Below are 25,485 nucleotides of genomic sequence, written 5' to 3' on the forward strand. Positions count from 1 at the left end.
CTACCGTGGCCCCGTCGAGCAGGTGTGACGCAGTCATGCCAAAAGGCGGGAGGGTGGCCGTGCGCGGTTCCTTGGTGAGGGCGGCGTGCGCCGCGGTGCTCCTGATGGCTCCGGTCACGGTCGTGCGCGAGGCACAGGCGGCGGAGCCCGCCGTCGACGCGGCCGTCTCCCCCGCGACCGTGGCGGAGGACTGGACGCCGCCGCTGAGCACCCGGGGCCGCTGGATCGTCGACGCGGACGGTGACCGCTTCAAGCTGCGCTCCGGCAACTGGCACGGGGCGAGCGGCACGTGGAACGGCTCGGGCGACGTGGAGGACGACGCGAACCACCACGCCGGCGAGAACTCCGGCCGGATCCCCCTCGGTCTCGACCGCGCGCCGATGGCCGAGATCATCGCCGGTTTCCAGGAGATCGGCATCAACAGCGTACGGCTGCCCTTCTCCAACGAGATGGTCCACGACACCCGTCCCGTGACGGACGACGCCGTCGCCGCCAACCCCGGCCTGCGCGGGAGGACCCCGCTCCAGGTGTACGACGCCGTGGTGCGCGCCCTCACCGACGCCCGGCTGGCGGTGATCCTGAACAACCACACCAACACCACCCGGTGGTGCTGCGGGGTCGACGGCAACGAACGCTGGAACGCGAGCCGTACGACGGCCGACTGGGAGGCGGACTGGCTGTTCATGGCCCGCCGCTACCGGGACAACCCCCGGGTCGTCGGCGCCGACCTGTACAACGAGGTGCGCCGCACGGTGTGGGACGACCCCAACTGGGGCCTCGGCGACGACCACGACTGGTTCGCCGCCTCCCAGCGGGTCGGCGACCGCATCCTCCTGGAGGCGAACCCCGACCTGCTCATCGTCGTCGAGGGCATCAACTGGACCGGCATCCCCGTCGACGGCCTGCCGCACGAGCGCCCCACCCTGGAACCCGCCCGGCACCTCTCGCACACGCTCGTCGACTCCGGCAAGCTCGTCTACTCGGCCCACTTCTACGACTACACGGGCCCCCGGCACAGCGGCGCCAGCGGCATCGGCGAGACCAGCGACCCCCGCTACCGCGACCTGAGCCCCGACGACCTCGTCGCCGTGCTGAACCGCCAGGCCTTCTTCGTCTCCGCCGAGCAGGACCAGCACTTCACCGCCCCCCTCTGGATCAGCGAGTTCGGCGTCGGCGGCCGCGCGGAGACGGCCGCGAAGCCCCGCGCCTGGTTCGAGAACTTCGTGGACCGGCTCATCCGCGCCGACGCCGACTTCGCCTTCTGGCCGCTGGTCGGCTGGCACGAGAACCGCGGCGGCAACGGCTGGGCCCTGCTGCACTGGGACTCCGCCGGGCACCGGATGGGGGTGTACGACGGCGACGACTGGCGGGCCCCGGCGTGGCGGCGGCTCGTCGAGGCGGGCGGCCGCACCGGACCGGTTCCCCGGGCCGCCGAGTGGTCCCAGCTCAGCCCCGACCACGGCGACTTCGTGCAGTCCCGGCGGATGCGCGCGCTGCCCGACTTCGACCCGGGTGCCCGCAAGGCCGTCTGCCCCGACGGACAGCGGCTGCTCGGCCTCGCCCACACCGGGAACCGCGGCCTGTGCTCGGACGTGACCACGGGCGCCCTGGGCGGTCCGGCCCTCGGGCACGAGGTGGTCCGCGACGAACGGCACGTCCGGCCCGGCGGCGACTGGGCGTCCGGGTACACCAAACTGCAGTGCGCCGACGGGCAGTTCCTCGCCGGGTACAGCGTGCGCGGGGCGGCGGTCTCGGCCGCCCTGTGCGCGACCGCCCCGGCCGGCACGCTCGGCACCGGCGGCCGTACGGTCTGGTTCGACCGGGGGGACGCGCGCGGGACGGCGCCCAAGGGCGGCGACTTCGCGTACGGCCGCTACAAGGGGCAGTGCGCCGACGGCGAGTACGCGGCCGGGATCGCGTACACCGGCCGCATCGGCTCGGCACGGACCCCGGACGCGCTGTACTGCCGTCCGCTGGCTACAGGTTGATCATGTGCCCGGACAGGCCGTGGATCGCCTCCTGCAGGGCCTCGCCGAGGGTCGGGTGGGCGTGGACGTTTCGGGCGACCTCGTGGACGGTGAGGTCCCACTTCTGGGCCAGGGTCAGTTCGGGCAGCAGCTCGGTGACGTCCGGGCCGATGAGGTGCCCGCCGAGGAGTTCACCGTACTTGGCGTCGCTGATCAGCTTGACGAAGCCGGTGGCGTCGCCGAGGCCGTGCGCCTTGGCGTTCGCGGTGAACGGGAACTTCGCCACCTTCACGTCGAAGCCGCGCTCGCGCGCCTGTTCCTCGGTCCAGCCGAAGCTGGCGATCTGCGGCTGGCAATAGGTGGCGCGCGGGATCATCGTGTAGTCGAGCTCCATCGTCTCGGCGTCCGCGATGGTCTCGGCGGCGATGACCCCCATCGCCTCGGCGGCGTGCGCGAGCATCAGCTTCGCCGTCACGTCACCGATGGCGAAGAGGTGCGGGACGGACGTACGGCAGCGGCCGTCGACGTCGATGGCGCCGCGCTCGGTGACGCGCACGCCCGTGTTCTCCAGGCCGTAGCCGGAGACGTTGGGGGCGAAGCCGATCGCCTGGAGCACCTTGTCGGCCTCCAGAACCCGCTGGGCGCCGTCCTTGCCGGTGACGGTCACGCGCACCTGGTCGCCCGAGTCGTCGACGGCGTCGACGCGGGTGGAGGTGAGCACGTCGATGCCCAGCCGGCGGTACTGCTTGGCGAGTTCGGCGGAGACCTCGGCGTCCTCCAGCGGGGTCATCCGGTCCAGGAACTCGACGATGGTGACCTTCACGCCGTAGTTGTGCAGCACGTAGGCGAACTCGACGCCGATCGCGCCGGCGCCGGCGATGACGATCGAGCGGGGCAGCTCGTCGGTGAGGATCTGCTCCTCGTAGGTCACCACGCGGTCGCTGAGCCGGGTGCCGGGCAGCAGCTTGGTCGTGGCGCCGGTGGCGATGACGCAGTGGTCGAAGCCGATGGTGCGGGTGGAGCCGTCGGGGCCCGCCACCTGGAGGGTGTGCGGGTCGAGGAACGTGCCGCGGCCGTCGATCTCCGTGATCTTGTTCTTCTTCATCAGGTAGTGGACGCCCTTGACCCGGCCGTCGGCCACCTTGCGGCTGCGCCTGAACGCCTCGCCGTAGTCGAAGCTGATCTCCCCGTCGCTCCTGATGCCGAAGGTCTTCGCCTCGCGGGTGACGATGTGCGCCAGCTCGGCGTTGCGCAGCAGCGCCTTGGTGGGGATGCAGCCCACGTTGAGGCAGACACCGCCCCAGTACTTCTCCTCCACGACCGCGACGCGCTTGCCCAGCTGCGCGGCGCGGATCGCGGCGACGTAGCCGCCCGGTCCGGCGCCGAGGACCACGACGTCGAAGCGATCGTCCTGCTCGACCATGGGGAGTTCCCTCCTGAGTGCCACCAACTGCTCCTGCGGGTGCCGGGCGCGCCGGGACGGCGGCCGGCTCCTTCCAGCATGACCTCAGGCGCGCGGTTTCGCGGCGTCACCGGTACGTGACGGTGATCTCAGGAGGGTGCGGGGGTCAGCCGAGGCAGAGCAGGCCGAGGACGCAGAGCTGTGCGGGCGAGGTGTCCTGCGGTGCCTGGGGGTTGTCCGGCTCCTGCGTGGCGCCGGTGCCCGTGCCGTCCGTGGGGGCGGGGTCCGGCGTCTGCTGCTGCCCGCCGGACGAGGAGCCGCCGCCGGTGCCGGGTGCCGTGGTGGAGGGCGGGGAGGTCGGCTGTGTGCGGGGCGCCCGCGGAGTGTCCGAGCCCGGGGTGGAGGCGGCGTCCGGGCGGGTGAGCTGCCGCGTGGTGTGCGAGGACGACACGGGTTCCCGCGCCACGTCGGTGGTCGACGGCCGCGTGGCCGGGGTGCCGGCGCGCGGGGCCCCGGAGCCGTCGGGGACGCTCGCCGCCGGGTGGGTGGGCTCGATCTGCCGCTGCTCGGGCAGGTCGGTGTGCGGCTGTTCGGGTGCCGTGGCCGCCTGGGCCCGGTCGCCGGACTGGCGGTCCAGGGAGGTGAGGGTGAGTCCGCCGCCGACGAGGGCCACGGCGGTGGCGACCACGGCCCGGCGCTGGTTCTTCTTCCAGCGGGCCCGCCGGCGCCGCCGGGCCGCCCGGCCCTGGGGCGCGGCGGTCACCGCGTCGGCGGCCTCGGCGTCCTCGGGTATGTCCGGGGCGTCCTCCGCCGGGCCGGCGGCACGCGCGGTCCCGTCGTGGAAGGAGGCGTCGAACCAGGGCCCGGTGTCCGCCTGCCCGGCGAACGACGCCTGCCCGGCGGACGGATGCCTTCCGGACGCCGCCGGGCCGGGCGTGGCCGGCTGGGCGGGGCCCGCCACGGAGGGAGCGATGTCCGGGGCGTAGGCGCCGCACCCGGGGCACACGAGAGCCCCGTTGAGGTGGCGGCGGCACGAGGAGCAGTAGTCCATCGGTGTCTTCCTGGGTTGGCTGCGCCATCGGGCTCTGCCGCGGCCTGGTCGTGTTCGCGCCGGGGGCCGAACGGCCAGAACGCTAACGAGACCATGGACGGGCTGTGTGCAGCCTGAGTGATGGCCCTGCGCAGATCCGGCGGGAACTGTGCGGGCACCGGTGTCCGCGGCGGGCCGGTCAGTCGACCGGCCAGGTGTGGGCGGCCGCGTTGAGATGCATGTAGTCCATGTACGACGTGGTCATCCGGCGCAGGGCCTCCCGCCGGTCGGTGGAGGCGCCCTTCTCGAACTGGTGCACCGTCTCGGCCTGCCAGAGGGCGCCGTTGCGCCCGGTGACACAGCGCTGCTCGATGATGCCGAGCAGCGGCTCCCGCCACGCGGTGTCCAGCCCGGCCAGCTCCAGGCCACGGTGGGCCAGCGGCAGCAGCCTTCTCAGCACCAGTTCGGTGACGGGGACCTCGCCCACGCCAGGCCAGTACAGGCGTGCGTCGATGCCGTCGCGGGCGGCGGTGTGCAGGTTCTCCTCGGCCGCCGCGAAGGACATCCGCGACCAGACGGGCCGGTCCTCGTCGACCAGGGCGCGGGTGAGGCCGTAGTAGAAGGCGCCGTTGGCGATGGTGTCGGAGACGGTGGGTCCCGCGGGCAGGACGCGGTTCTCGATGCGCAGGTGCGGTCCGCTGTCGGTGACGGCGTAGACGGGCCGGTTCCAGCGGTAGATGGTGCCGTTGTGCAGGGTGAGCTCACCCAGTTCGGGGGCCCGGCCCTGTTCGTGCAGCGCGCGCGGGTCCTCGTCGTCGCACAGCGGCAGCAGGGCGGGGAAGTAGCGCACGTTCTCCTCGAACAGGTCGAAGACGCTGGTGATCCACCGCTCGCCGAACCACACGCGCGGCCGCACGCCCTGTGCCTTGATCTCGACCGGACGGGTGTCCGTGGCCTGCTCGAACAGCGGGATCCGCGTCTCGCGCCACAGTTCGCGGCCGAAGAGGTACGGGGAGTTCGCGGCCAGGGCGATCTGGACGCCGGCGATGGCCTGGGCGGCGTTCCAATAGGCGGCGAAGTCCTTCGGCGCGACCTGGAGGTGGAACTGGGTGCTGGTGCAGGCGGCCTCGGGGGTGATCGTGTCCGCGTACGTGGAAAGGCGCTCCTCGCCGTCCACGGCGATGCGCAGGTCCTCGCCTCGGGCCGCGAAGATCTGCTCGTTGAGCAGCCGGTAGCGCGGGTCGCCGGAGAGCGCTGCCTCGTTCACGTGCTCCTCGCCGAGGGTCGGCAGGATGCCGATCATGATGAGGTGGGCGCCGACCGCCGAGGCACGGTCCTCGGCGTGGTTCAGGGCGTCGCGGATCGCCTGCTCCCAGGCGCCGGGGCCGCCGGTGGTCAGTTCCCGGGGCGGGATGTTGATCTCCAGGTTGAAGCGGCCCAGCTCGCTGTCCCAGGCGGGGTCGGCGATGGCCTGGAGCACCTCGGTGTTCCGCATCGCCGGCAGTCCGTCGTCGTCCACGAGGTTGAGTTCGATCTCGAGCCCGACCCGCGGGCGCTCGCTCTCGAACGTCGACTCGCGCAGCATCTGCGCCAGCACGTCGAGGCAGGTGTGCATCTTCTCCCGGTAGCGGCGGCGGTCCTCCCGCGTGAACACCAGGGCCGGCACATCGCGTCCCATGGGGCCCTCCCGAGTTCCCTCGGCGGTCACCTTTCCGGTCCCAGAGTCCCACCTCGGACGCCACCCGGACAGCCGACGGCGTGGGAGCCGTACGGCAGAGCGCTTGAGCGGGTTTTGTGCTGGACGGAAACAAAGAGAGGGGTGGGTCACGGAGGAGTTGGCCTGGTCGACCAGGCTGGTGGTGATCTGGCCGGCACGTCAGGGGCACAGCCCCCGGCTGACTCCCGTCTTGCTCCCCTCGGAGCCGGGCCGGCGGCCGGGCGGCGTGGCCGACAGGTGGACGGACAGCAGACGGCCGCTGCCGTTGACGGTCACCCGGAGTGCGTTCATGCCGGGCAGACGGTCGTCGTGGAGCGGATAGGCGACCGTCCACGTCGTCCACGATCCCTGGCCCTCCCGGTCCACCGCCGACCGTGCCCCGTCGGCCGAGCCGGGGAAGCGGGCGGCGACGTACCGGTCCGCGGTCCGCCGTGCCGCCGAGGCGTCGTGCACCGGTCCCGCGGCGCCCGGTATCCGGCGTCCGGCCGGCGCTCCCCCGGACGCGAACCGCTCCCACACCTCGATGCCCACGCTGCTCCGGTCCGGCCAGGGCATGAGTACCGCTCCGCCGGGCTCCAGTTCGGCCGACACCGTCTCGTTCACCCCGTCCAGGCCGCACGGCGTCACGTCCGACACCTTGGTGATCCTCACGTCACCGCCCAGCGCCCGGTCGACGATGTCGGTGATCACGGCACGCTGCTCGGCGGTCGCGGCTCTCGCCGGTTCGGCATGGTCGACGACTCTCAAGTCCACGGTGGCCGCCAGCACGCAGGCGATCACCGCGAAGCCCAGGCCGGCCGCGGCCGGTACGCGCCGGCGACGCACGCCCCGGGACAGCGGACGTCCGCCCGCCAGGCGGACGGAGACGAACCCGAGACCGGCTCCCACGATCGCCCCGGCGCCATTGGCGACCACGTCGCTGGTGTCGCAGTAGCGGCCGATGGCCGGAACGACGGCCTGGACGGTCTCGATCCCGCAGCTGAGCAGTGCAGCCGACACCAGGGGGAGGACCGGGCGTCGCACCGCCCGCAGCCCGAAGAATCCGACCGGAACGAACAACGCGAGGTTCATCCACCCCTGGGCCACGCCGAAGGGCTCCAGCACGTCCTTGCCGACGATGCACATCATGGAGCCGGTGGCGACCGTTTTGGCCCAGAGCGTCAGACAGAGCGCGGCCGTCGTGGACGCCGCCCAGGCCGCGTACTCCCAGGGCCGTGCGAGACGCCGGCGCAGGCCGACTCCGGCGGTGACCAGGACACCCGCCGAGACGAGGACGACAAGGACGACGTACATCAGGTGCCGTCCGAAGACGAGATCGAGCAAGGCCTGCCCTTCCGGTGACGCGTGACGCGTGACGCGCGGTGTCGAGCGGAGCGGACGCACCGGGACGACCGTGACGCGCTCCGCGCTCTCCGCGGGTGGGCCAGGTCCGCCGGCCCACTTGTGCGGAGCCAACCAGGGCCGATGTGAGCCGGGGGTGAGCGGCGCTCCTGGGCACCACGTTCTCCGGCGCGGGACCGCGGCGCGGTCGCCGGAGGAGCTTCACGCCCCGCTCACACCGGATGCGGATACTGAAGGAGCCGGCTGCCGGGGGGCCGGACGAGCGAACAAGCGGGAGGATGACCGATGCGCCCTGCGACGGCCGAGGAGGAGGCGTACGGAACGGTCGGAGGGGCCACCGTGCGAGCCGGGATCGAGGGCCCGGGGCGAACCAGGTCTGTCGTCCGACGGCTCGCCGGGCAGCGAGGAAGCCTCCGCCTGCGGCTCACCGTCGTCTTCGGCCTGCTGTTCTTCCTCGCCGCCGCCGCCGTGCTCGCGGCCACCGTGCTCCTGGTCCACCGTTACCGGCAGTACCACCCCCCGGCCCAGCCGATGCTGAAGTTCGATCCGCCGCTGACGGCACAGCAGCGCGCCCAGGCCTTCGGGTACTGGAGCGACCTCTCGGTCGTCGCGCGGCAGGACGCCCATGACGACGTGATGTGGATGCTGAAGTGGGGCGCCCTGATCGTCACGGGCGTCGGGGTCGTCGCCACGGCCGTCGGCTGGGTGGTGGCCGGGCGCCTGCTGCGTCCGCTCAGCCGCATCAGCCGTATCGCCGAACGCGTGGCGGGACACACCCTGCACCAGCGGATCGCCCTGCACGCTCCGCCGGGCGAGGTCAAGACGCTCGCCGACTCCTTCGACCGCATGCTGGAGCGCCTGGACGAGTCCTTCGCGGGCCAGGGCCGCTTCATCGGCAACGCCGCCCATGAACTCAAGACCCCGCTGGTCCTCAACCGCACGCTGGTCGAGGTGGCGATGAACCGTCCCGACGCCCCACCGCAACTGCGCCGCCTGGGCGAGAGCCTGCTGACGGTCAACACCCGTCACGAACGGCTCATCGACGGCCTGCTCGTCCTGGCCCGCTCCGAGAACGACCTGGCGGAACGTCTTCCCGCCGATCTGCGTCCGGCCGTCGAAGCCGTGCTGGAGTACGCCACGCCCGATGCCGAACGCGGCGGAATCAGTCTGCGCACGGACCTCGGGCCCGCCCCGCTGCGCGGCGATCCGGTCCTGCTGGAGCATCTGGCGCGCAACCTCATGGACAACGCCGTGCGCTACAACCGACCGGGCGGCACCGTGCACGTGACGACCCGCACGGTCCCGGAGGGCGTGCGGCTCAGCGTCTCGAACACCGGGCCCGCCATCGACCCGGCCGAGGTCCCCACGCTGTTCCAGCCCTTCCGCCGGCTCACCGACCGGATCGGCTCCGCCGAGGGAAGCGGTCTGGGCCTCTCGATCGTGCGGGCCGTCGCCCGGGTCCACGGCGGTGACGTCCACGCCACGGCCCTGCCCGGAGGCGGCCTCGGCGTCACCGTCACCCTGCCCGGCGCGCCACACGTGCCGCCGCCGCCCCGCAGCGCGCCGCCCGGCCTGCCCCACTGACCGTGGTCACACCCGGACCGGGCCGGCCGCCATCGGCTCACCGGACGCGGTAGCCCACTCCCGTCACCGTCTCCACGATCCCCGGCTCGCCCAGCTTGCGACGCAGGCCCCGGATGGTCACCCGGACGATCGTGGTGAACGGGTCGATGTTCTCGTCCCAGACCCGTTCCAGCAGCGTTTCCGCCGACACCGGGCCGCCCTGCGCCCGCAGGAGCTCCTCCAGGACCGCGAACTCCTTGCGGGAGAGAGGGACGTGCCGTCCGTCCCGGTAGGTCTCGCGCAGATGGGGGTCGAGCCGGATGCCGGAGCGTTCCAGGACGGGCGGTGCCGGCGGCCGTACCCTGCGGCCGAGCGCCCGGATGCGGGCGACGAGTTCGGCGAAGGCGAACGGCTTCGCCAGGTAGTCGTCCGCGCCGAGGCTGAGCCCGGCCACGCGCTCGGCGACCGTCGTCGACACCGTAAGCATCAGGATCCGCACGTCGGCGCCGGCCGCGGCCGTGCGCCGGCAGACCTCGTCGCCGTGCAGCTTCGGCAGGTCCCGGTCGAGCAGCATCACGTCGTACTCGTTGACCGCCAGCCGCTCCAGAGCGGCCTCGCCGTCATGGACGACGTCCACCGCGAAGGTCTCCTGTCTGAGTCCCTCGGCCATCGCGTCCGCGAGCATCTGCTCGTCCTCCACGACCAGTACCCGCACCGCGCACACTCCCTCGCCTGTCTGTGTGCACAGTCTGGGTGAGGTGGTGTTAAAGCGGCGTGAGACGCCCGTGGACGGTCTTTCAGGGCACGGCCGGCCCGGTGATCAGGCTTCCGTTCGCGTCGTGGGGCCAGGCGTTGGCGACGCAGCCGTGAAGGCCCTTGATCTGCTGCATCATCGCGGGCGCGGGCCGCCCGGGGCCGGGACAGCCCCGGTGCCCGTACCCGAGCCGGTGACCGACCTCGTGATTGATGATCAAGGCGTGATACTCGGCAGGCCGGTTCGGGTAGTACGGGCTGAGCAGCACCCAGCGTCTGAGGTTGACCACCACGTCCGTGCCGACCGCGCAGTTGACCTCGCCTCCGGTGTCCAGGCCGTACGCGCCGCACAGCCTGTCCGTGGTGTCCGGTGTCGCCAGCCGCACCCGGAAGTCGTAGGGCGGTCCGGCGACCCGTCGGAAGGCGGCTCCGCCGTGGGTCCAGCCGCGCGGGTCCCCGAGGATGCGGTCGACCTCGGCTGCCACGGACCGGGCGGAGACACCCGTGCCGTCCTCGGCCTCCACCACATAACGCAGGGGCTTGCCGTGCCCGAACGTCCGCGAGCCGGCGGGGGCACGCGTGAAGGTTCCGGCGCCGTGCTGGGTCACGTGCGCGGACTGCGAAGGCGAGGGACCGGGCCGCGGCGCCGACGAGGCGTCGGCCGGGCGACGGTGGTGACCGGGCGAGGCGTCTGCTCCCTGGACGGCTTCGGCGGCCTCTCCATCGACGCCGCCGCGTACCACCACGAACAGCATCGCGAGACACGCCCCGACGATCATGACGCAGGCCCCTATGAGACACGACCGTGGCTTCATCACTCTGTGCTGCTTGGGGCGACGGTGATTCATGCGTCTCACTCCACCGGCCGGCGCGTGAACCGGAGGTGAGCCTCGGTGCTCACCTCCGGCTCACGCGGCCGCGGTCATGCTGACGCCTACTGAGGGCGAACCCACAGGTCGGAGGGGATTGCCCCCTGCCGGGGACCCGCCTAGCCTGCATTTGTGCCGCAAATAAACAAATCACGGTCGCACAGCGTCGTGCGCCGCCCCCTCAGCCCGCTCAGCCGTCTCCGTGTCGCCGTCACCGTCTTCTTCGCCCTCGACGGCTTCCTCTTCGCCGGCTGGGTGGTCCGCATCCCCGCCATCAAGCAGCAGACCGGCGCCTCCGCCAGCGCGCTCGGCCTGGCGCTCCTCGGCGTCTCCGCCGGGGCCGTGGTCACCATGGTGTTCACCGGGCGCCTGTGCCGCCGCTACGGCAGCCACCAGGTCACCGTCGTCTGCGCGGTATTGCTCAGCCTCAGCGTCGCCCTGCCCCCCCTGACCCATTCGGCACTCGCCCTCGGCGTCGTGCTCCTGCTGTTCGGCGCCGCGTACGGCGGCATCAACGTGGCCTTCAACAGCGCCGCCGTCGACCTGGTGACCGCACTGCGCCGGCCCGTCATGCCCAGTTTCCACGCGGCCTTCAGCCTCGGCGGCATGGCCGGCGCCCTGCTCGGCGGGCTGGTCGCCGGGGCCCTTTCCCCCACGCGGCACCTTGCGGGCCTCACCGTCGTCGGGCTGCTGGTCACCGCCGTGGCGGGCCGGACCCTGCTGCGGCACGACCCGCCGGCCGGCGCGGCACCGGACCGGCCGAGCGCCACGCCCGGCCGCCGGGACCCCCGCACCCGCCGGCTGGTGATCGTCTTCGGCCTGATCGCCGGCTGCACGGCCTACGGCGAGGGAGCCATGGCCGACTGGGGCGCGCTGCACCTGGAGGAGGACCTGGGGGCCACGCCCGGGATCGCCGCGCTCGGCTACTCCTGTTTCGCGCTGTCCATGACGGTCGGCCGGCTCACCGGCACGACCCTGCTCGAACGACTCGGCCACGGCCGGACCGTCGTCGCGGGCGGCGCGACCGCGGCGGCCGGGATGCTCCTCGGCTCCCTCGCCCCGTCCCTGTGGGCGGCCCTCCTGGGCTTCGCGGTCACCGGGCTCGGACTGGCCAACCTCTTCCCGGTCGCCGTCGAACGCGCCGGCACGGTCGCGGGGCCTGGTGGCGTGGCCCTGGCCTCCACGTTCGGCTACAGCGGCATGCTCCTGGGGCCCCCGGCCATCGGCTTCATGGCGGACTGGCTCTCCCTGCCCGTGGCCCTCACCAGCGTCGCCCTGCTGGCGGCGGTCGCCACGCTCATCGGGGCCGGGACGCGGCGCGCGGTACCGGAGCGGCCGGGCGCGGCGTGAGCCCTGAGCCGTGAGAGTCGAGCCGTGAGAGTCGAGCCGTGAGAGTCGAGCCGTGAGCCGTGAGCCGATGGTCCGCTTGTTCCGGGCCGCCTCCGGTGTGAGGCTCACGCCATGAGCGACCACGGGGGACGGCGCGGGCAGGCCGAGCGGGACGCGATCACCGTCGAGATCGGCTACGCGCTGTGCAGCGCTGCGTTCGCGGCGGCCGCCGTGTGCGGTGCCGTCGTCGGACCGGTGCTCGTCTTCGACGTGCCGGCCGGTGTGCGCCGCGCCGTCCTGGCCGTGGGCGCCACCGTCGCCGCGGTGCTGTTCGCCGTCCGGGTCGTGAGCGTGCTGGCGCGGTTCCGGCGCGGCGCTCAGCCCAGCCAGCCCGGCCGCACCAGGCCGGACTCGTAGGCCAGCACCACCAGTTGGGCCCGGTCGCGGGCTCCCAGCTTCACCATCGTGCGGCTGACGTGGGTCTTCGCGGTGAGCGGGCTGACCACCAGGCGGCGGGCGATCTCCTCGTTGGACAGGCCGATGCCGACCAGCGCCATCACCTCGCGTTCCCGTTCGGTCAGCCGGGCCAGGGCGTCGGCGGCCGCGGGCTCCTTGGAGCGGGCCGCGAACTCGGCGATCAGCCGCCGGGTCACGCCCGGCGACAGCAGCGCGTCCCCGTCGACCACCGCCCGGACCGCGCGCAGGAGTTCGTCCGGCTCGGTGTCCTTCACAAGGAACCCCGAGGCGCCCGAGCGGATCGCCTCGAAGACGTACTCGTCCAGCTCGAAGGTGGTGAGCATGACCACCTTCACGTCCTCCAGCGCGCTGTCCCCGGTGATCCGGCGGGTCGCGGCGAGCCCGTCGAGCACGGGCATCCGGATGTCCATGAGGACCACGTCCGGGCGCAGTTCACGCACCGCGCGCACCGCCTCCTCGCCCTCGGCGGCCTCCCCGGCCACCTCGATGTCGGGCTGCGCGTCGAGCAGGGCCCGGAAACCGGCCCGCACGAGCGACTGGTCGTCGGCGAGCAGTACGCGGATCACCGGTCCTCCTCCTGAGGGGTCGTGTTCTTCGCGCGTTTCGACGCCGTGAGCGGCAGGACGGCCAGCACCCGGAAACCGCCGTCGCCGCGCGGGCCCGCCTCGATCGTGCCACCGAGCGCGGCGGCACGCTCCCGCATTCCGGCCAGCCCGTTGCCGCTGCCGCCCGCGTCGGTTCCGGTCGCCGGCCCGTCGTCGTCGACGCACAGCCTGAGCGTCGGCCCGTCCATCTGCTCGAACCGCACGCGCGCGTGCCGCGATCCCGAGTGGCGTACGACGTTGGTGAGGGCCTCCTGGACGATACGGAAGGCCGCGAGGTCCGTGGCCGGCGGAAGGTGGGGCGGCTCGCCCCTGACCTCGACGGTGAGGCCGGCGCCGGCCGCCTGAGCCACCAGTTCGGGCAGCCGGGCGAGGCCGGGGGCGGGGGCGCGCGGGGCGGCGCCGGGCGCCCGCAGGGTGTCGAGGACCTGGCGGACCTCGCCGAGCGCCTCCTTGCTCTGGGCCTTGATGGTGGTGAGCGCGGTGCGCGCCTGCTCGGGGTCGGTGTCGAGGAGGGCGAGGCCGACCCCCGCCTGGACGTTGATCACCGAGATGCTGTGGGCGAGGACGTCGTGCAGTTCGCGGGCGATCCGCAGCCGCTCCTCGTCGGCACGCCGCCGCGCCGCCTGGGCCCGTTCGGCCCGCTCCCTCGCCCACTGTTCGCGGCGGACCCGCGCCAGTTCGGACACGGCCACGACGGCGGCGACCCAGGCGGCGACGACCGCCTCCTGCCCCCAGGGCGCGGGCCCGTCCCCGGCGGGGGGCAGCCAGCGGTACAGCCAGTGGCCGACGAGGACGTGCCCCGCCCACAGCGCCCCGGCGGCCGTCCAGGCGGCCCATCGGTGCCCGGTGACGACGGCGCTGAAGCAGGCCACGGCGACGGGCAGGAAGACCGGCCCGTAGGGGTAGCCGGCGGCCAGATAGAGCAGGGCGGCCGCCGCGGTGCCGAAGGCGACCGGTACCGGGTACCGCCTGCGCCACAGCAGCAGGCCCGACGCCACGAACAGCAGGACCCGTGCGAACGGGTCGAGGTCCTGACGCCCGTCGTGCTGTCCGCGGGCCGCGAACGAGGACCCGACGAGCACGACGACGGTGACCAGCACGGTGGAACGCCAGGGCCACCGGGGAGCGCGCTCCCCGCCTTCGTCCCAGCGGTTCCACCACGGCGGCCCGTGCCGCCACCACGCCGGTGGACCGCCGGGCCGGTGCGCCTGCTGCTCGTCCATGGTGGCCACGCTAGACGCGTGGGCCGCGGGGCGGCGTCACCCCCGTGTGGTGATCACGCGTACTCCCCGCGAAGTACGCCCCGGAGGGCCGCTCAGCGCAGGCCGACCCCGTGGGCGATCCGGATCGCCGCGTGCCGGAAGAACGGCGGCCGGTCCTCCACGACCCGGTTGAACTGGCCGAAGAGCTCGAAGCCGACCAGCCCGAACAGCTCCGCCCAGGCGGCGATGAGGGCGACGACCGTCGCCGGGGGCAGGTCGGGGGCGAGGTCGGCGGCCATGCGCCCGGCCTCGGCGACCAGGTCGTCCGGCAGCTCCGGCGCGTCGGCGAGGACGCCCTCGTGGTGGGCGTCGCGAACGATGGCGATGAACAGCAGCCCCACGCGTGAGGCGGCCGGGACCGTGGTCATCGGAGCGGTGTAGCCGGGCACCGGCGACCCGTAGATCAGCGCGTACTCGTGCGGGTGCTCCAGCGCCCAGACGTGGACGGCCTCCGCGACCGCCGTCCAGCGTTCCAGCGGTGCGGCGTCCCCGACCTGTTCGTTCGCCGCCTCGGCGGACGCGCCGAGGGAGTCGTAGGCGTCGATGATGAGAGCGGTCAGCAGGTCGTCGCGGCTCGGGAAGTAGCGGTAGAGCGCGGAGGAGACCATGCCGAGGGTACGGGCGACAGCGCGCAGCGAGAGCCGGGCCGCGCCCTCCTGCGCGAGCTGTCTGCGCGCCTCGTCCTTGATGGCGGCGGTGACTTCCATCCTGGCGCGGGCCCGTGCGCCCTGTGCGGTGCTGCTCATGACGCGCAGTCTCGCACGAATTCCAGAGCGGTGCACACATTCGAGAGCACTGCTCTTGCTCTGGATCGGTGTTCTCGTGCAGACTGCTCTCAAGCGAGAGCAGTGCTCTCGAAACCGGTCTCCCGGCCATCCGAAGGGGTGCCGGTCTTCCGGCCATCCGAAGGGGTCACCATGTCGTCGCCGTACTACCTCAAGGGCAGCCCGCTCAACGTCCGCTTCAACAACGTCGTCGGCTGGCTCGCCCGGCACGGCCTGAGCATCGCCGGCACGGCGGAGTTGTCCGTGCGCGGCCGCAAGAGCGGAAAGATGCAGCGCGTCCCGGTCAACCCGCACGTCCTGGACGGTGTGCGGTACCTCGTCTCGGCCCGCGGGCACTCCCAGTGGGTGCGCAACATGCGCGCCGCCGGCGGCGGTGAGCTGCGGGTCGGGCGCAAGGTGCGCCCGTTCACCGCGGTGGAGATCCCCGACGAGGAGAAGCTCCCGATCCTGCGCACCTACCTGGAGAAGTGGGGCTGGGAGGTCAACCAGTACTTCCAGGGCGTGACCGCGAAGTCCACCGACGAGGAGATCGTCGCGTGCGCCCCGGACCACCCCGTCTTCCGGATCACGGTCGACGGGTGAGGTCCCCGGGCGACCGGCGTCAGGAGGACGGCTGCTCGTCCGGGGACGTCTGCCGGCGGTCCATCGCGCTCAGGGCGCGGTGGGCCATGGGGTGGGTGCGCACGATCTCGGCGAGGGTCGTCGAGCCGCGGGTGATGTCCGTGAACGCCTTCCAGGCCGGCCGGAACCCGGTCAGCACCGCGTGGAGGATGCCGGGCCGGCGCTCGAACACCGTCAGCATCCGCTTTCCGACGCTCATCTCCACGCCGAGGCCCGCCTTGACGGCGAACGCGTAGTTCAGCGCCTGGCGCCGGGCGTCGACGGCGTCGTGCGCCTCGGCGACGCGCACCGCCCACTCCCCCGCGAGCCGGCCCGACCGCAGCGCGAAGGAGATGCCCTCGCGGGTCCACGGCTCCAGCAGGCCCGCCGCGTCACCGCACACCAGCACCCGCCCGCGCGAGAGCGGCGAGTCCTCCGCGCGGCAGCGCGTCAGATGGCCGGAGGAGATGCTCGGTTCGAACCCGGCGAGCCCGAGCCGCCCGATGAACTCCTCCAAGTACCGCTTGGTCGCGGCGCCTTCGCCGCGGGCCGAGATGACGCCGACCGTGAGCGTGTCGCCCTTGGGGAAGACCCAGCCGTAACTGCCGGGCATCGGGCCCCAGTCGATGAGCACCCGGCCCTTCCAGTCCTCCGCGACCGTGTCCGGCACCGGGATCTCCGCCTCCAGACCGAGGTCGACCTGGTCCACCTTCACCCCGACGTGGGCCCCTATGCGGCTGGCACTGCCGTCCGCGCCCACCACGGCCCGGGCGAGGACGGTCTCCCCGCCCTGCAGGACGAGGGCCACGGTGCGCCGGTCCGGCACGGCCGAGCCGTGCTGCTCGACGCGCTGCACGGTGACTCCGGTGCGCAGCTCGGCGCCGGCCTTCTGCGCGTGCTCGACGAGCTGCTGGTCGAACTCGGGCCGGTTGACGAGCCCGAACAGCGTCCGCCGGGAGCGGCGGGTGCGCGCGAAGCGGCCGTTGTGGGAGAAGGTCACCGCGTGCACCCGATCCCGCAGTGGGAGCTCGAAGCCGGGCGGGAGGGAGTCGCGCGAGGGGCCGATGATGCCGCCGCCGCACGTCTTGTACCGGGGCAGTTCGGCCTTCTCCAGCAGCAGCACGCGCCTTCCGGCGACCGCCGCCGCGTAGGCGGCCGAGGCACCGGCCGGACCCGCACCCACCACGACGACGTCCCAGACCTGCCGCATGTCGTCCGCCGAAGAGTTCTCGCTGCTCACGATGGCCTACTGCTCCCGCTCTGTTCGCCGCCCGATGCTGTCCCCCGCATCCTACGGCGGGCGTCGTCGCAGGCCACTGTGGGAGGATCACAGCACTCACGCGTACAACGTCGCACCCACAAGGAGCGTGCCCATGTCGTCGATTCCGGTCACCGAGACCGTCGCCTCGCTGATGCCGCGGGCGAAGGCGGAGCTCACCGAGCTGGTGGCCTTCAAGTCGGTGGCGGACTTCGACCAGTTCCCGAGGAGCGAGAGCGAGGGAGCGGCCCGCTGGGTCGCCGACGCGCTGCGGGCGGAGGGCTTCGAGGACGTCGCCCTGCTGGACACCCCCGACGGCACCCAGTCCGTGTACGGCTACCTGCCGGGCCCCGAGGGCGCGAAGACCGTGCTGCTGTACGCCCACTACGACGTGCAGCCCCCGCTGGACGAGGCGGGGTGGGACACCCCGCCCTTCGAGCTGACCGAGCGCGACGGCCGGTGGTACGGGCGCGGGGCCGCCGACTGCAAGGGCGGCGTGATCATGCATCTGCTGGCCCTGCGCGCGCTCAAGGCGAACGGCGGCGTCCCGGTGCACGTGAAGGTGATCGCCGAGGGCTCCGAGGAGATGGGCACGGGCGGCCTGGAGCGGTACGCCGAGGCGCACCCGGAGCTGCTGACGGCCGACACCATCGTGATCGGCGACTCGGGCAACTTCCGGGTCGGTCTGCCGACGGTCACCACGACGCTGCGCGGCATGACCATGGTCCGCGTGCAGATCGACACGCTGGCCGGCAACCTGCACTCCGGCCAGTTCGGCGGGGCCGCGCCCGACGCGCTGGGCGCCCTGATCCGGGTACTGGACTCGCTGCGCGCCGAGGACGGCTCGACGACCGTCGACGGGCTGACCGGCGTGTCCGCCTGGGAGGGACTGCAGTACGACGAGACGCAGTTCCGCGCCGACGCCAAGGTGCTCGACGGCGTGGAGCTGATCGGCTCGGGGACGGTCGCCGACCGGATCTGGGCCCGCCCGGCCGTGACGGTCCTCGGCATCGACTGCCCGCCGGTGGTCGGCGCCACGCCGTCCGTGCAGGCGAGCGCCCGCGCCCTGGTGAGCCTGCGGGTGCCGCCGGGCGTCGACGCGGCCCACGCCACCAAGCTGCTCCAGGCCCACCTGGAGGCGCACACGCCGTGGGGCGCGCGGGTGAGCACCGAGCAGGTCGGGCAGGGCCAGGCGTTCCGCGCCGACACGACCAGCCCGGCGTACCAGGCGATGGCCGACGCGATGGCGGTGGCGTACCCGGGCGAGGAGATGCAGTTCGCCGGCCAGGGCGGCTCGATCCCGCTGTGCAACACGCTGGCCTCGCTCTACCCGGAGGCGGAGATCCTCCTGATCGGTCTGAGCGAGCCCGAGGCGCAGATCCACGCCGTGAACGAGAGCGTGTCCCCGCAGGAGCTGGAGCGGCTGTCGGTCGCCGAGGCGCTGTTCCTGCGCAACTACGCCGGAAGCTGAGCGGGCCACGGTGGGGGGCACGCCGGTGCCCCCCCACCCGTTCAGGACGGTGCCGGGGTCCCCGCCTCGAGGTACAGCGCCGAGCCGCGCTCACGGGCCCGCAGGGCCCACCGCAGCCGTTCGTAGCGCACCGGCGGCAGCAGGTCGGCGGCCTCGGCCTCGGTGACGAAGCGCCAGTCCCGCAGCTCGGGTCCGGGCAGCACCAGCCGCTCGGCGTCAGCGGAGTCCAGCCGCCCGCCGTCGAACAGCAGCCGCAGACCGCCGTAGCGGGGCGGTTCGGGCCGCTCCCAGTCGACCACCAGGAGCCGCGGCACGTCCCGCAGCCGTATCCCGGTCTCCTCCGTGACCTCGCGCATACCGCCGCGCGCGGGCGCCTCGCCGGGTTCGACGACGCCGCCGGGGAACTCCCAGCCGGCCTTGTACGTGGGATCGACCAGCAGGACGCGGTCCTTCTCGTCGAAGAGCAGCACCCCGGCGGCGAGGGTCTCGGCGGTGGGCTCCGGTGTCTGCACGATGTCGCAGACCGGCACCTCGCCGCTGCCGACCGCCCCGGCGATCCGCACGGCGGTCTCGTACGGCGTCAGGCCGCTGTTGTCGACCGGGTGGGCGTCCGCCACCAGCCACGCGGCGAGCGCGGCGCGGTACGGCTCGATGTGGTCGTAGGACCACTGCCGGACGCGTATCTCGGCGTCGGGCGGGTCGGGCGGTGTCTCCCGCTCCGCTATCCGGGCGCGCAGGATCGTTTCCGCCGGGGCGAGGAGGACGTGCTGGACGGTGATGCGGCGGGCGGCGAGAGCGCCGAAGATCTCGTCGCGGTATTCCTGGCGGAGCAGGGTCATGGGGACCACGAGCGTCCCGCCGAGCTCGGCGTGCAGCGCCGCCGCGGTGTCGATCACCAGGCGCCGCCAGATCGGCAGGTCCTGGAAGTCGCCGACCTCGGCCAGGTGTTTGGGCGGCAGCAGGTGCGTGAGCGCCGCGCCGATGACCTCGGGGTCGAAGAGCGTGCTGTTCGGGATCAGCTCGATCAGTTCCCGTGCGGTGGTGGTCTTCCCCGCACCGAACGCGCCGTTGATCCAGACGATCACGTTTCCCCCTCTTCTGTTGGCCCCCTGTGGCTTGCCCGCTCCACACTGCCACGGAAACCACTCCCAGGAGAGGGCGCATGACGACGGCGCCGCCCTCCGCTCGGGAGCGGGGGTGCGGCGCCGTACGGACGGGCCCGAGGGGCTGTCAGCCCTTCTTCCCGGAGCCGCGGTGCGGGGCGTCGTTCACGGCCCGGTCCGCTTCCCGGTTGACGGCCTGGCCGAAGGTCTCCAGGGCCTGGTCCACATCGACCCCCGCCAGCTTGGTCGCACCGGCCGTGCTGAGACCGTCGATCTTCTTGCCGCTCACATCCACCCCGGCGGCCTTGACCTGTCCGCCGGTGAGACCCGGAAGCCCGGTGTCGGGAGCGCCGGTTCCGGGAGGGCCGGCCAGCTCAGCCGAGTGCGACGGGGTGACGGCGGCGACGACGAATCCGGTGGCCAGGGAGGCGATGGCGAGCATGCTGCGCTTCTTCATGGCCGGTTCAACTGCGAAAACGGCCGGACGGTCACGCCCCGGCCCGGGACGGATCGTACGAGGGCCCGGACCCGGACGCACGCCGGACCTCGCGGCGCCGCCCGACGAGCTCGCGGGCCGCGCCAGGCCAGTCCGGGTGGGTGAAGCCGAAGCCCGCGTCGAGCAGCCGGCCGGGGACCACCCGGCGGCTCTTGAGCAGCAGTTCGGTGTCGGAGCGCAGCACGAACGCGCCGATCTCGGCCATCGCCTTCGTCGCGGGCAGACCGACGGGGACGCGCGCGGCGGAGCGCAGGGCGCTCATGAACCGGCGCTGCGGCAGCGGTTGCGGGGCGGCGAGATTGACCGGCCCGGACAGGTCGTCGCGGGCGATGAGGAACTCGGCGGCGCGGACGAAGTCGTGCTCGTGGATCCAGGAGACGTACTGCCGGCCGCCCGCGACGGGTCCGCCGAGCCCCAGGCGCGCCAGCCGCAGCAGGACGTCGAACACGCCGCCCCGGTCGGGGCTCATGACCATCGCGGAGCGCAGGGCGACCTTGCGGGTGTGCGGGGTGTCGGCCTCGTCCAGGGCCCGCTCCCAGGCCTTGGCGATGTCGACGCTGTAGGACCAGTAGCCCGGCACGTCGGGTTCCCGCCCGCCGATGACACCGGTCGCCTCGTCGTGGGGTGCGTCGAAGCGGTGGGCGTAGACGGTGGCCGTGCTCATCTGGAGCCAGACGCGCGGTGGCCGGGCGGCCTTCGCTATCGCCTCGCCGACGATCCCGGTCGAGCGCACCCGCGAGTCCATCATGGCCTTGAGGTTGGGCGCGGTGTAGCGGCAGCTGACGCTGCGTCCGGCCAGGTTGACGACGACGTCGCTGCCGTCGATCTCCGCCCCCCACGGCCCCAGGGTGGTGCCGTCCCAGCCGACCTCGCCCGCCCGGGCCGGACGCCTGGTCAGGACGACGACCTCGTGCCCGGCCGCGCTCAGCGCGCGCTTCAGGACCGTGCCGACCTGCCCGGTGCCACCGGGGATCACGATCTTCATGGGGTTCCCCTCTCGTACGGGATGACCCTAGCGCATATTTGAACGCGTTCAAAAGACAGGGACGCGCCCCTCGGGCACGAGTTCAGGCCCGACCACTTTCCAACACAGTCCGACACGTTCTAACGTGAGCGAACTATGACGCGTACATGATGTCTCCCTTTCCAGGGACGGAGGAACGTGACCATGCGTCACCTTCACACCCGCACCATCCGGACGAGGCTGATCGGGACCCTCGGCGCGGCACTGCTCTGCGCGGCCGGACTCGCCGCCCCCGCCGCGGCCGCCCCTCCCCCGGCTCCCGCCGTGGACGACGGTCTCGCCCTGACCCCGCCCATGGGCTTCAACAACTGGAACTCCACCCACTGCCGTGCCGAGTTCGACGAGGCCATGGTCAAGGGCATCGCCGATCTCATGGTCGAGAAGGGGCTCAAGGACGCCGGCTACCAGTACGTCAACCTCGACGACTGCTGGGCGCTGCCCTCCCGGGACGCCGACGGCAAGCTGGTGCCCGACCCGGCCCGCTTCCCGCACGGCATCAAGGCGGTCGCCGACTACGTCCACGCCAAGGGGCTGAAGTTCGGGATCTACACGAGCGCCGGCACCAAGACGTGCGACAGCACGGGATTCCCGGGCGCCCTCGGCCACGAGTACAGCGACGCTCGGCAGTTCGCCGATTGGGGCGTCGACTACCTGAAGTACGACAACTGCAACAACCAGGGCGTGGACGCCCGGCAGCGCTACACGACCATGCGCGACGCGCTGCGGGCCACCGGCCGCCCCATCGTCTACAGCATCTGCGAATGGGGCGAGAACAAGCCCTGGGAGTGGGCCGCCGACGTGGGCCACCTGTGGCGCACGACCGGCGACATCAGCGACAACTGGGGTTCGATGCTGTCGATCCTCAAGCAGAACCTGCCGCTCGCGGACCACGCGGGCCCCGGCCACTGGAACGACCCCGACATGCTGGAGGTCGGCAACGGCGGCATGACCGGCACCGAGTACCGCTCGCACTTCTCCCTGTGGGCGATCATGGCCGCGCCGCTGCTCATCGGCGCCGACCTGCGCACCGCCTCCGCGGAGACCTTCGAGATCCTCGGCAACCGGGAGGTCATCGCCGTCGACCAGGACCCCCTGGGCCGGCAGGGCAGGGTCGTCTCCTCCGAGGGCGGGCGCTGGGTGGTCGCCAAGGAGATGCAGGACGGCAGCCGCGCCGTGGCGCTGTTCAACGAGTCCGACACCGCCCGGCGCGTCACGACGACCGCCGAGGATGTCGGGCTGCCCGCCGCCGGCGCCTACACGCTGCGCGACCTGTGGCGGCACCGCACCTTCAACACGGCGGGCACGATCTCCGCGACGGTTCCCGCGCACGGCACCGTCCTGGTCCGCGTCGCCGCCGACGGCCGGTGGGCCCAGCACCCGCCCGCGGTCGAACTCGGCCTGGACGGCGGCCTGCTGTTCGAGCCCGGCCGGACGGCCCCGCTGACCTCCACGGTCACCGACCTCGGGCGTACGGCCGCCCGGGGCGTGTCCGTGTCCCTGTCCGGGCCCGAGGGCTGGTCCCTGCGGCCGAAGACAGCGGCCACCTCGCCCGCGCTGCCCACGGGCCGCACCCTGCGCACCCGATGGGAGATCACGGTGCCGCGGGGCACGCCCACGGGACCGTACGCGATGACGCTCACCGTGCGGCACCGCTCACCGGCCGGCGACCGGGTCGAGACCGCGCTGCCGCTCACCGCGACCGTGGTGAGCGCGCCGCCTGCGGGGACCTCGGAACTCGGTGACCTGCCCTGGCTGTCGGCCACCAACGGATGGGGGCCGGTCGAACGCGACACCAGCAACGGCGAGAGCGGCGCGGGCGACGGGAACCCGATCACCATCGGCGGGGTCGTGTACGACACCGGGCTCGGCGTCCACGCCGAGAGCACCGTCGGCTACTACACGGGCGGCGCCTGCGAGACGGTGACGGCACACGTCGGCGTCGACGACGAGGAGGGCGCGGACGGCACCGTCGCCTTCGAGGTCTGGGCGGACGGTACGAAGGCGGCCTCGACCGGCGTCCTCACCAACGCCATGCCCGCCCAGCAGCTCACCGCCGACGTGACCGGCGCCCAGGTGGTCCGGCTCGTCGTCACCGACGGCGGCGACGGCATCACCTCGGACCACGGGGACTGGGCGCGGGCGCGCCTGAGCTGCTGAGCTGGTCAGACACCCCCTAGAGCCTTTCGTCGGTCGTGTCCGACCCAGGGCTCAGACCCCCGCCGCGGCCACGCCCGTCCGTCCGGCGAGCGCGGCCGCGGCGGCGCCGACCAGCCCGGCGTCCGTGCCCATCCGGGCGGGCGCGACGGTCAGGCGCCGCACGAAGGAGAGGGTGGCGTAGTCGGCGAGCGCCTTGCGCAGGGGCGTGAAGAGGACGTCGCCGGCCTTGCCGACACCTCCGCCGATCACCGCTATGTCGATCTCCACGAGGGTCGCGGTGGCCGCGATCCCGGCGGCCAGGGCCCGTGCGGCCCGCTCGAAGGAGGCCACGGCGACCGGGTCGCCCTCGCGCGCGGCGGCGGCGACCGCGGCGGCGGAGGTGTCGCCGTCCGGACCGGGCCGCCAGCCGGCGTCCAGGGCCCGGCGGGCGATGTTCGGGCCGCTCGCGATGCGCTCCACGCAGCCGCGCGAGCCGCACGGGCACAGATCGCCGTCGAGGTCCACGCTGATGTGCCCGATGTGGCCGGCGTTGCCGGTGGGTCCGGGATGCAGCCGCCCGCCCAGCACCAGACCGCCGCCGACGCCCGTGGAGACGACCATGCACAGCGCGTTTTCGTGCCCCTGGGCGGCCCCCTGCCAGTGCTCGGCCGCGGTGATGGCCACGCCGTCGCCGATCAGCTCGACGGGCAGCCCGCCGGTCGCCTCCCTGACCCGGCGCACCAGCGGGTAGCCGCGCCAGCCGGGGACGTTGACGGGGCTCACGGTGCCCGCCGAGGCGTCCACCGGTCCCGCGCTGCCGATCCCGAGCGCCGAGACCCGCCCCCACGAAGGAGAGGCGGCGAGCTCCTGGACGACCTCCTCGACGGCCCGCATCACGGTCTCGCCGTCCTCCTTGGCCGGAGTCGGGCGCTGCGCCCGGACGGCGATGGTGCCGTGACCGTCCACCAGCGCTCCGGCGATCTTGGTGCCGCCGATGTCGAGCGCAGCCACGAGGTCGTTGTGCATCAGATTCAGTTCTCCCCGTCAACCATTCGGAACTCCCCGCCGCCCAAGGGCGGGAATCGGACGCGCCGGTCTGGCGGTGGGGGCGCAGGCCGGAGATTGCGGTGGACAGTGTCTCCCGGATCTGACAACGTTGTCCAGGCTCTATGCTCGACGCCACATCCTCATACAAGGCCATGGACCGACGCATCCCCGTGGACGAGAACAGGACAGGACACCGCATCGTGCCCGAGACCATCCGCCGTTCCGACCGACTTCCCGAGAGCCGCTACGGCAACCGGCCGACCATGAAGGACGTCGCGGCGCGTGCCGGAGTCGGTCTGAAGACCGTCTCGCGCGTGGTCAACGGAGAGCCCGGAGTCACACCGGAGACGGAGCGCCGCGTCCAGGAGGCCATCGACGCCCTGGGCTTCCGCCGCAACGACAGCGCCCGTGTGCTGCGCAAGGGCCGCACGGCGAGCATCGGCCTGGTCCTGGAGGACCTCGCGGACCCCTTCTACGGCCCGCTGAGCCGCGCGGTGGAGGAGGTGGCGCGGGCGCACGGCGCCCTGCTCATCAACGGCTCCAGCGCCGAGGATCCCGACCGTGAGCAGGAGCTGGCGCTCGCGCTGTGCGCGCGGCGCGTGGACGGACTGGTGGTCATCCCGGCCGGTGACGACCACCGCTATCTGGAGCCCGAGCTGAAGGCCGGCGTCGCGACCGTGTTCGTGGACCGCCCGGCCGGGCAGATCGACGCCGACTGCGTCCTGTCGGACAACTTCGGCGGGGCCCGCGACGGCGTGGCCCACCTGATCGGCCACGGGCACCGGCGGATCGGCTTCATCGGCGACATGCCCCGCATCCACACGGCCGCCGAGCGGCTGCGCGGCTACCGGGCCGCCATGGAGGACGCGGGGATACCGGTGGAGGACGCCTGGATGTCCCTCGGGGTGACCGACCCCGAGCGGGTGCGCCGGGCCGCGGAGGACATGCTCAAGGGCCCCTCCCCCGTCACCGCGATCTTCACCGGCAACAACCGGGTGACGGTCACCGTGATCCGGGTGCTCGCGGCGCAGCACCGCCGGGTCGCCCTCGTCGGCTTCGACGACATCGAGCTCGCCGACCTGCTGCAGCCCGGAGTCACCGTGGTGGCCCAGGACGCGGCGGCCCTCGGGCGTAAGGCCGCCGAGCGGCTGTTCAGCCAGCTGGACGGCACGCTGGTCGCCCCCGAGCGCATCGAACTGCCGACCAGGCTCGTCACCCGCGGCTCGGGCGAGCTGCCGCCCGAGGACTGA

The 25,485-nt window shown here is 73.0% G+C and carries 22 protein-coding genes; 8 read left to right on the forward strand and 14 right to left on the reverse strand.

Going from position 1 to position 25,485, the window contains the following annotated elements; all coding sequences use genetic code 11:
• Positions 1–104: 104 nt before the first annotated feature.
• Positions 105–1,988: a glycoside hydrolase family 5 protein gene (locus ADL34_RS02890; RefSeq protein ID WP_234374929.1), complete on the forward strand. Its 1,884-nt coding sequence runs from the start codon at positions 105–107 to the stop codon at positions 1,986–1,988.
• On the opposite strand, the gene lpdA is transcribed toward ADL34_RS02890, so the two are convergent.
• The 4 genes from lpdA to ADL34_RS02910 form a co-directional block, all read right to left on the reverse strand.
• The gene (gene lpdA / locus ADL34_RS02895; protein WP_062667851.1) at positions 1,978–3,390 is read right to left on the reverse strand and encodes a dihydrolipoyl dehydrogenase; all 1,413 of its coding nucleotides are present in this window, start codon (positions 3,388–3,390) and stop codon (positions 1,978–1,980) included. The genes ADL34_RS02890 and lpdA overlap by 11 nt on opposite strands.
• 145 nt (positions 3,391–3,535) lie before the next feature.
• A complete protein-coding gene (locus ADL34_RS36000) occupies positions 3,536–4,420 on the reverse strand; it encodes an SCO2400 family protein (RefSeq protein WP_062667853.1) in 885 nt (294 codons plus the stop codon).
• A gap of 178 nt (positions 4,421–4,598) precedes the next feature.
• The gene (locus ADL34_RS02905) at positions 4,599–6,077 is read right to left on the reverse strand and encodes a glutamate-cysteine ligase family protein (protein WP_062667855.1); all 1,479 of its coding nucleotides are present in this window, start codon (positions 6,075–6,077) and stop codon (positions 4,599–4,601) included.
• Between the two features lie 198 nt (positions 6,078–6,275).
• On the reverse strand, positions 6,276–7,439 hold the full coding sequence (locus ADL34_RS02910; RefSeq protein WP_062667857.1) for a VanZ family protein: 1,164 nt from the start codon (positions 7,437–7,439) through the stop codon (positions 6,276–6,278).
• A gap of 303 nt (positions 7,440–7,742) precedes the next feature.
• Here ADL34_RS02910 and ADL34_RS02915 point away from each other — a divergent pair, with 303 nt between their 5' ends.
• The gene (locus ADL34_RS02915) at positions 7,743–9,041 is read left to right on the forward strand and encodes a sensor histidine kinase (RefSeq protein ID WP_079034130.1); all 1,299 of its coding nucleotides are present in this window, start codon (positions 7,743–7,745) and stop codon (positions 9,039–9,041) included.
• A gap of 37 nt (positions 9,042–9,078) precedes the next feature.
• Here the strand turns inward: ADL34_RS02915 and ADL34_RS02920 are convergent, their stop codons facing one another.
• On the reverse strand, positions 9,079–9,735 hold the full coding sequence (locus ADL34_RS02920) for a response regulator transcription factor (protein WP_062667859.1): 657 nt from the start codon (positions 9,733–9,735) through the stop codon (positions 9,079–9,081).
• Positions 9,736–9,817: 82 nt separating this feature from the next.
• The gene (locus tag ADL34_RS02925) at positions 9,818–10,552 is read right to left on the reverse strand and encodes a DUF3152 domain-containing protein (RefSeq protein ID WP_234374930.1); all 735 of its coding nucleotides are present in this window, start codon (positions 10,550–10,552) and stop codon (positions 9,818–9,820) included.
• A 222-nt stretch (positions 10,553–10,774) separates the two neighbouring features.
• On the opposite strand from ADL34_RS02925, the gene ADL34_RS02930 reads away from it, so the two are divergent.
• Together ADL34_RS02930 and ADL34_RS02935 are read left to right on the forward strand one after the other, a co-directional pair.
• Entirely contained in the window at positions 10,775–11,992 is a 1,218-nt protein-coding gene (locus tag ADL34_RS02930; RefSeq protein ID WP_079034132.1) for an MFS transporter, read from the forward strand.
• A gap of 111 nt (positions 11,993–12,103) precedes the next feature.
• Positions 12,104–12,388, forward strand: coding sequence for a DUF6332 family protein (locus tag ADL34_RS02935; RefSeq protein ID WP_062667863.1), 285 nt, complete (start codon positions 12,104–12,106; stop codon positions 12,386–12,388).
• Here the strand turns inward: ADL34_RS02935 and ADL34_RS02940 are convergent.
• From ADL34_RS02940 to ADL34_RS02950, 3 genes are all read right to left on the reverse strand, one after another.
• Entirely contained in the window at positions 12,349–13,014 is a 666-nt protein-coding gene (locus tag ADL34_RS02940; RefSeq protein WP_062667865.1) for a response regulator, read from the reverse strand. The two genes, ADL34_RS02935 and ADL34_RS02940, sit on opposite strands and share 40 nt — an antisense overlap.
• Positions 13,011–14,276 (reverse strand): sensor histidine kinase, encoded by a 1,266-nt coding sequence (locus tag ADL34_RS02945; RefSeq protein WP_107115626.1) that lies wholly within the window; start codon positions 14,274–14,276, stop codon positions 13,011–13,013. Before ADL34_RS02945 ends, ADL34_RS02940 begins: the two co-directional genes overlap by 4 nt.
• A gap of 92 nt (positions 14,277–14,368) precedes the next feature.
• Positions 14,369–15,061, reverse strand: coding sequence for a TetR/AcrR family transcriptional regulator (locus tag ADL34_RS02950; RefSeq protein ID WP_062667869.1), 693 nt, complete (start codon positions 15,059–15,061; stop codon positions 14,369–14,371).
• Between the two features lie 171 nt (positions 15,062–15,232).
• Here ADL34_RS02950 and ADL34_RS02955 point away from each other — a divergent pair, with 171 nt between their 5' ends.
• Positions 15,233–15,682, forward strand: a complete 450-nt coding sequence (locus ADL34_RS02955; RefSeq protein ID WP_062667871.1) for a nitroreductase family deazaflavin-dependent oxidoreductase — start codon at positions 15,233–15,235, stop codon at positions 15,680–15,682.
• A gap of 19 nt (positions 15,683–15,701) precedes the next feature.
• Here the strand turns inward: ADL34_RS02955 and ADL34_RS02960 are convergent, their stop codons facing one another.
• Positions 15,702–16,940 (reverse strand): geranylgeranyl reductase family protein, encoded by a 1,239-nt coding sequence (locus tag ADL34_RS02960; protein WP_062667873.1) that lies wholly within the window; start codon positions 16,938–16,940, stop codon positions 15,702–15,704.
• 133 nt (positions 16,941–17,073) lie between these two features.
• Between ADL34_RS02960 and ADL34_RS02965 the strand changes: the two genes are divergently transcribed.
• Entirely contained in the window at positions 17,074–18,429 is a 1,356-nt protein-coding gene (locus ADL34_RS02965; RefSeq protein WP_062667875.1) for a dipeptidase, read from the forward strand.
• Between the two features lie 41 nt (positions 18,430–18,470).
• Here ADL34_RS02965 and ADL34_RS02970 read toward each other — a convergent pair whose 3' ends face one another.
• The 3 genes from ADL34_RS02970 to ADL34_RS02980 all read right to left on the reverse strand — a co-directional run bounded on the left by ADL34_RS02970 (position 18,471) and on the right by ADL34_RS02980 (position 21,013).
• The gene (locus ADL34_RS02970) at positions 18,471–19,514 is read right to left on the reverse strand and encodes an NUDIX hydrolase (protein ID WP_062667877.1); all 1,044 of its coding nucleotides are present in this window, start codon (positions 19,512–19,514) and stop codon (positions 18,471–18,473) included.
• Between the two features lie 145 nt (positions 19,515–19,659).
• Positions 19,660–19,989 carry a hypothetical protein gene (locus ADL34_RS02975; RefSeq protein ID WP_062667879.1) on the reverse strand — a complete coding sequence of 110 codons (330 nt, stop codon included), beginning with the start codon at positions 19,987–19,989 and terminating at the stop codon, positions 19,660–19,662.
• A 31-nt stretch (positions 19,990–20,020) separates the two neighbouring features.
• Positions 20,021–21,013, reverse strand: a complete 993-nt coding sequence (locus tag ADL34_RS02980) for a TIGR01777 family oxidoreductase (protein ID WP_062667881.1) — start codon at positions 21,011–21,013, stop codon at positions 20,021–20,023.
• 183 nt (positions 21,014–21,196) lie between these two features.
• Here ADL34_RS02980 and ADL34_RS02985 point away from each other — a divergent pair, with 183 nt between their 5' ends.
• Positions 21,197–23,209, forward strand: coding sequence for an NPCBM/NEW2 domain-containing protein (locus tag ADL34_RS02985; protein WP_199835514.1), 2,013 nt, complete (start codon positions 21,197–21,199; stop codon positions 23,207–23,209).
• A 51-nt stretch (positions 23,210–23,260) separates the two neighbouring features.
• Here ADL34_RS02985 and ADL34_RS02990 read toward each other — a convergent pair whose 3' ends face one another.
• Complete coding sequence (locus ADL34_RS02990) at positions 23,261–24,214, reverse strand: ROK family protein (protein WP_062667883.1); 954 nt, start codon at positions 24,212–24,214, stop codon at positions 23,261–23,263.
• Between the two features lie 173 nt (positions 24,215–24,387).
• Between ADL34_RS02990 and ADL34_RS02995 the strand changes: the two genes are divergently transcribed.
• Complete coding sequence (locus tag ADL34_RS02995) at positions 24,388–25,485, forward strand: LacI family DNA-binding transcriptional regulator (RefSeq protein WP_199835515.1); 1,098 nt, start codon at positions 24,388–24,390, stop codon at positions 25,483–25,485.

This window comes from Streptomyces sp. NRRL WC-3605 (assembly GCF_001509795.1).
In the GTDB taxonomy this organism is placed as follows: Bacteria; Actinomycetota; Actinomycetes; order Streptomycetales; family Streptomycetaceae; genus Streptomyces; species Streptomyces viridochromogenes.

What these genes read in the sequence shown, in the direction of transcription:
- ADL34_RS02890 (WP_234374929.1), top strand. Translation starts at nt 105, where the DNA reads ATGGCTCCGGTCACGGTCGTGCGCGAGGCACAGGCGGCGGAGCCCGCC.
- lpdA (WP_062667851.1), bottom strand. Translation starts at nt 3,390, where the DNA reads ATGGTCGAGCAGGACGATCGCTTCGACGTCGTGGTCCTCGGCGCCGGA.
- ADL34_RS36000 (WP_062667853.1), bottom strand. Translation starts at nt 4,420, where the DNA reads ATGGACTACTGCTCCTCGTGCCGCCGCCACCTCAACGGGGCTCTCGTG.
- ADL34_RS02905 (WP_062667855.1), bottom strand. Translation starts at nt 6,077, where the DNA reads ATGGGACGCGATGTGCCGGCCCTGGTGTTCACGCGGGAGGACCGCCGC.
- ADL34_RS02915 (WP_079034130.1), top strand. Translation starts at nt 7,743, where the DNA reads ATGCGCCCTGCGACGGCCGAGGAGGAGGCGTACGGAACGGTCGGAGGG.
- ADL34_RS02925 (WP_234374930.1), bottom strand. Translation starts at nt 10,552, where the DNA reads ATGATCGTCGGGGCGTGTCTCGCGATGCTGTTCGTGGTGGTACGCGGC.
- ADL34_RS02935 (WP_062667863.1), top strand. Translation starts at nt 12,104, where the DNA reads ATGAGCGACCACGGGGGACGGCGCGGGCAGGCCGAGCGGGACGCGATC.
- ADL34_RS02945 (WP_107115626.1), bottom strand. Translation starts at nt 14,276, where the DNA reads ATGGACGAGCAGCAGGCGCACCGGCCCGGCGGTCCACCGGCGTGGTGG.
- ADL34_RS02950 (WP_062667869.1), bottom strand. Translation starts at nt 15,061, where the DNA reads ATGAGCAGCACCGCACAGGGCGCACGGGCCCGCGCCAGGATGGAAGTC.
- ADL34_RS02955 (WP_062667871.1), top strand. Translation starts at nt 15,233, where the DNA reads ATGTCGTCGCCGTACTACCTCAAGGGCAGCCCGCTCAACGTCCGCTTC.
- ADL34_RS02965 (WP_062667875.1), top strand. Translation starts at nt 17,074, where the DNA reads ATGTCGTCGATTCCGGTCACCGAGACCGTCGCCTCGCTGATGCCGCGG.
- ADL34_RS02975 (WP_062667879.1), bottom strand. Translation starts at nt 19,989, where the DNA reads ATGAAGAAGCGCAGCATGCTCGCCATCGCCTCCCTGGCCACCGGATTC.
- ADL34_RS02980 (WP_062667881.1), bottom strand. Translation starts at nt 21,013, where the DNA reads ATGAAGATCGTGATCCCCGGTGGCACCGGGCAGGTCGGCACGGTCCTG.
- ADL34_RS02985 (WP_199835514.1), top strand. Translation starts at nt 21,197, where the DNA reads ATGCGTCACCTTCACACCCGCACCATCCGGACGAGGCTGATCGGGACC.
- ADL34_RS02990 (WP_062667883.1), bottom strand. Translation starts at nt 24,214, where the DNA reads ATGCACAACGACCTCGTGGCTGCGCTCGACATCGGCGGCACCAAGATC.
- ADL34_RS02995 (WP_199835515.1), top strand. Translation starts at nt 24,388, where the DNA reads ATGGACCGACGCATCCCCGTGGACGAGAACAGGACAGGACACCGCATC.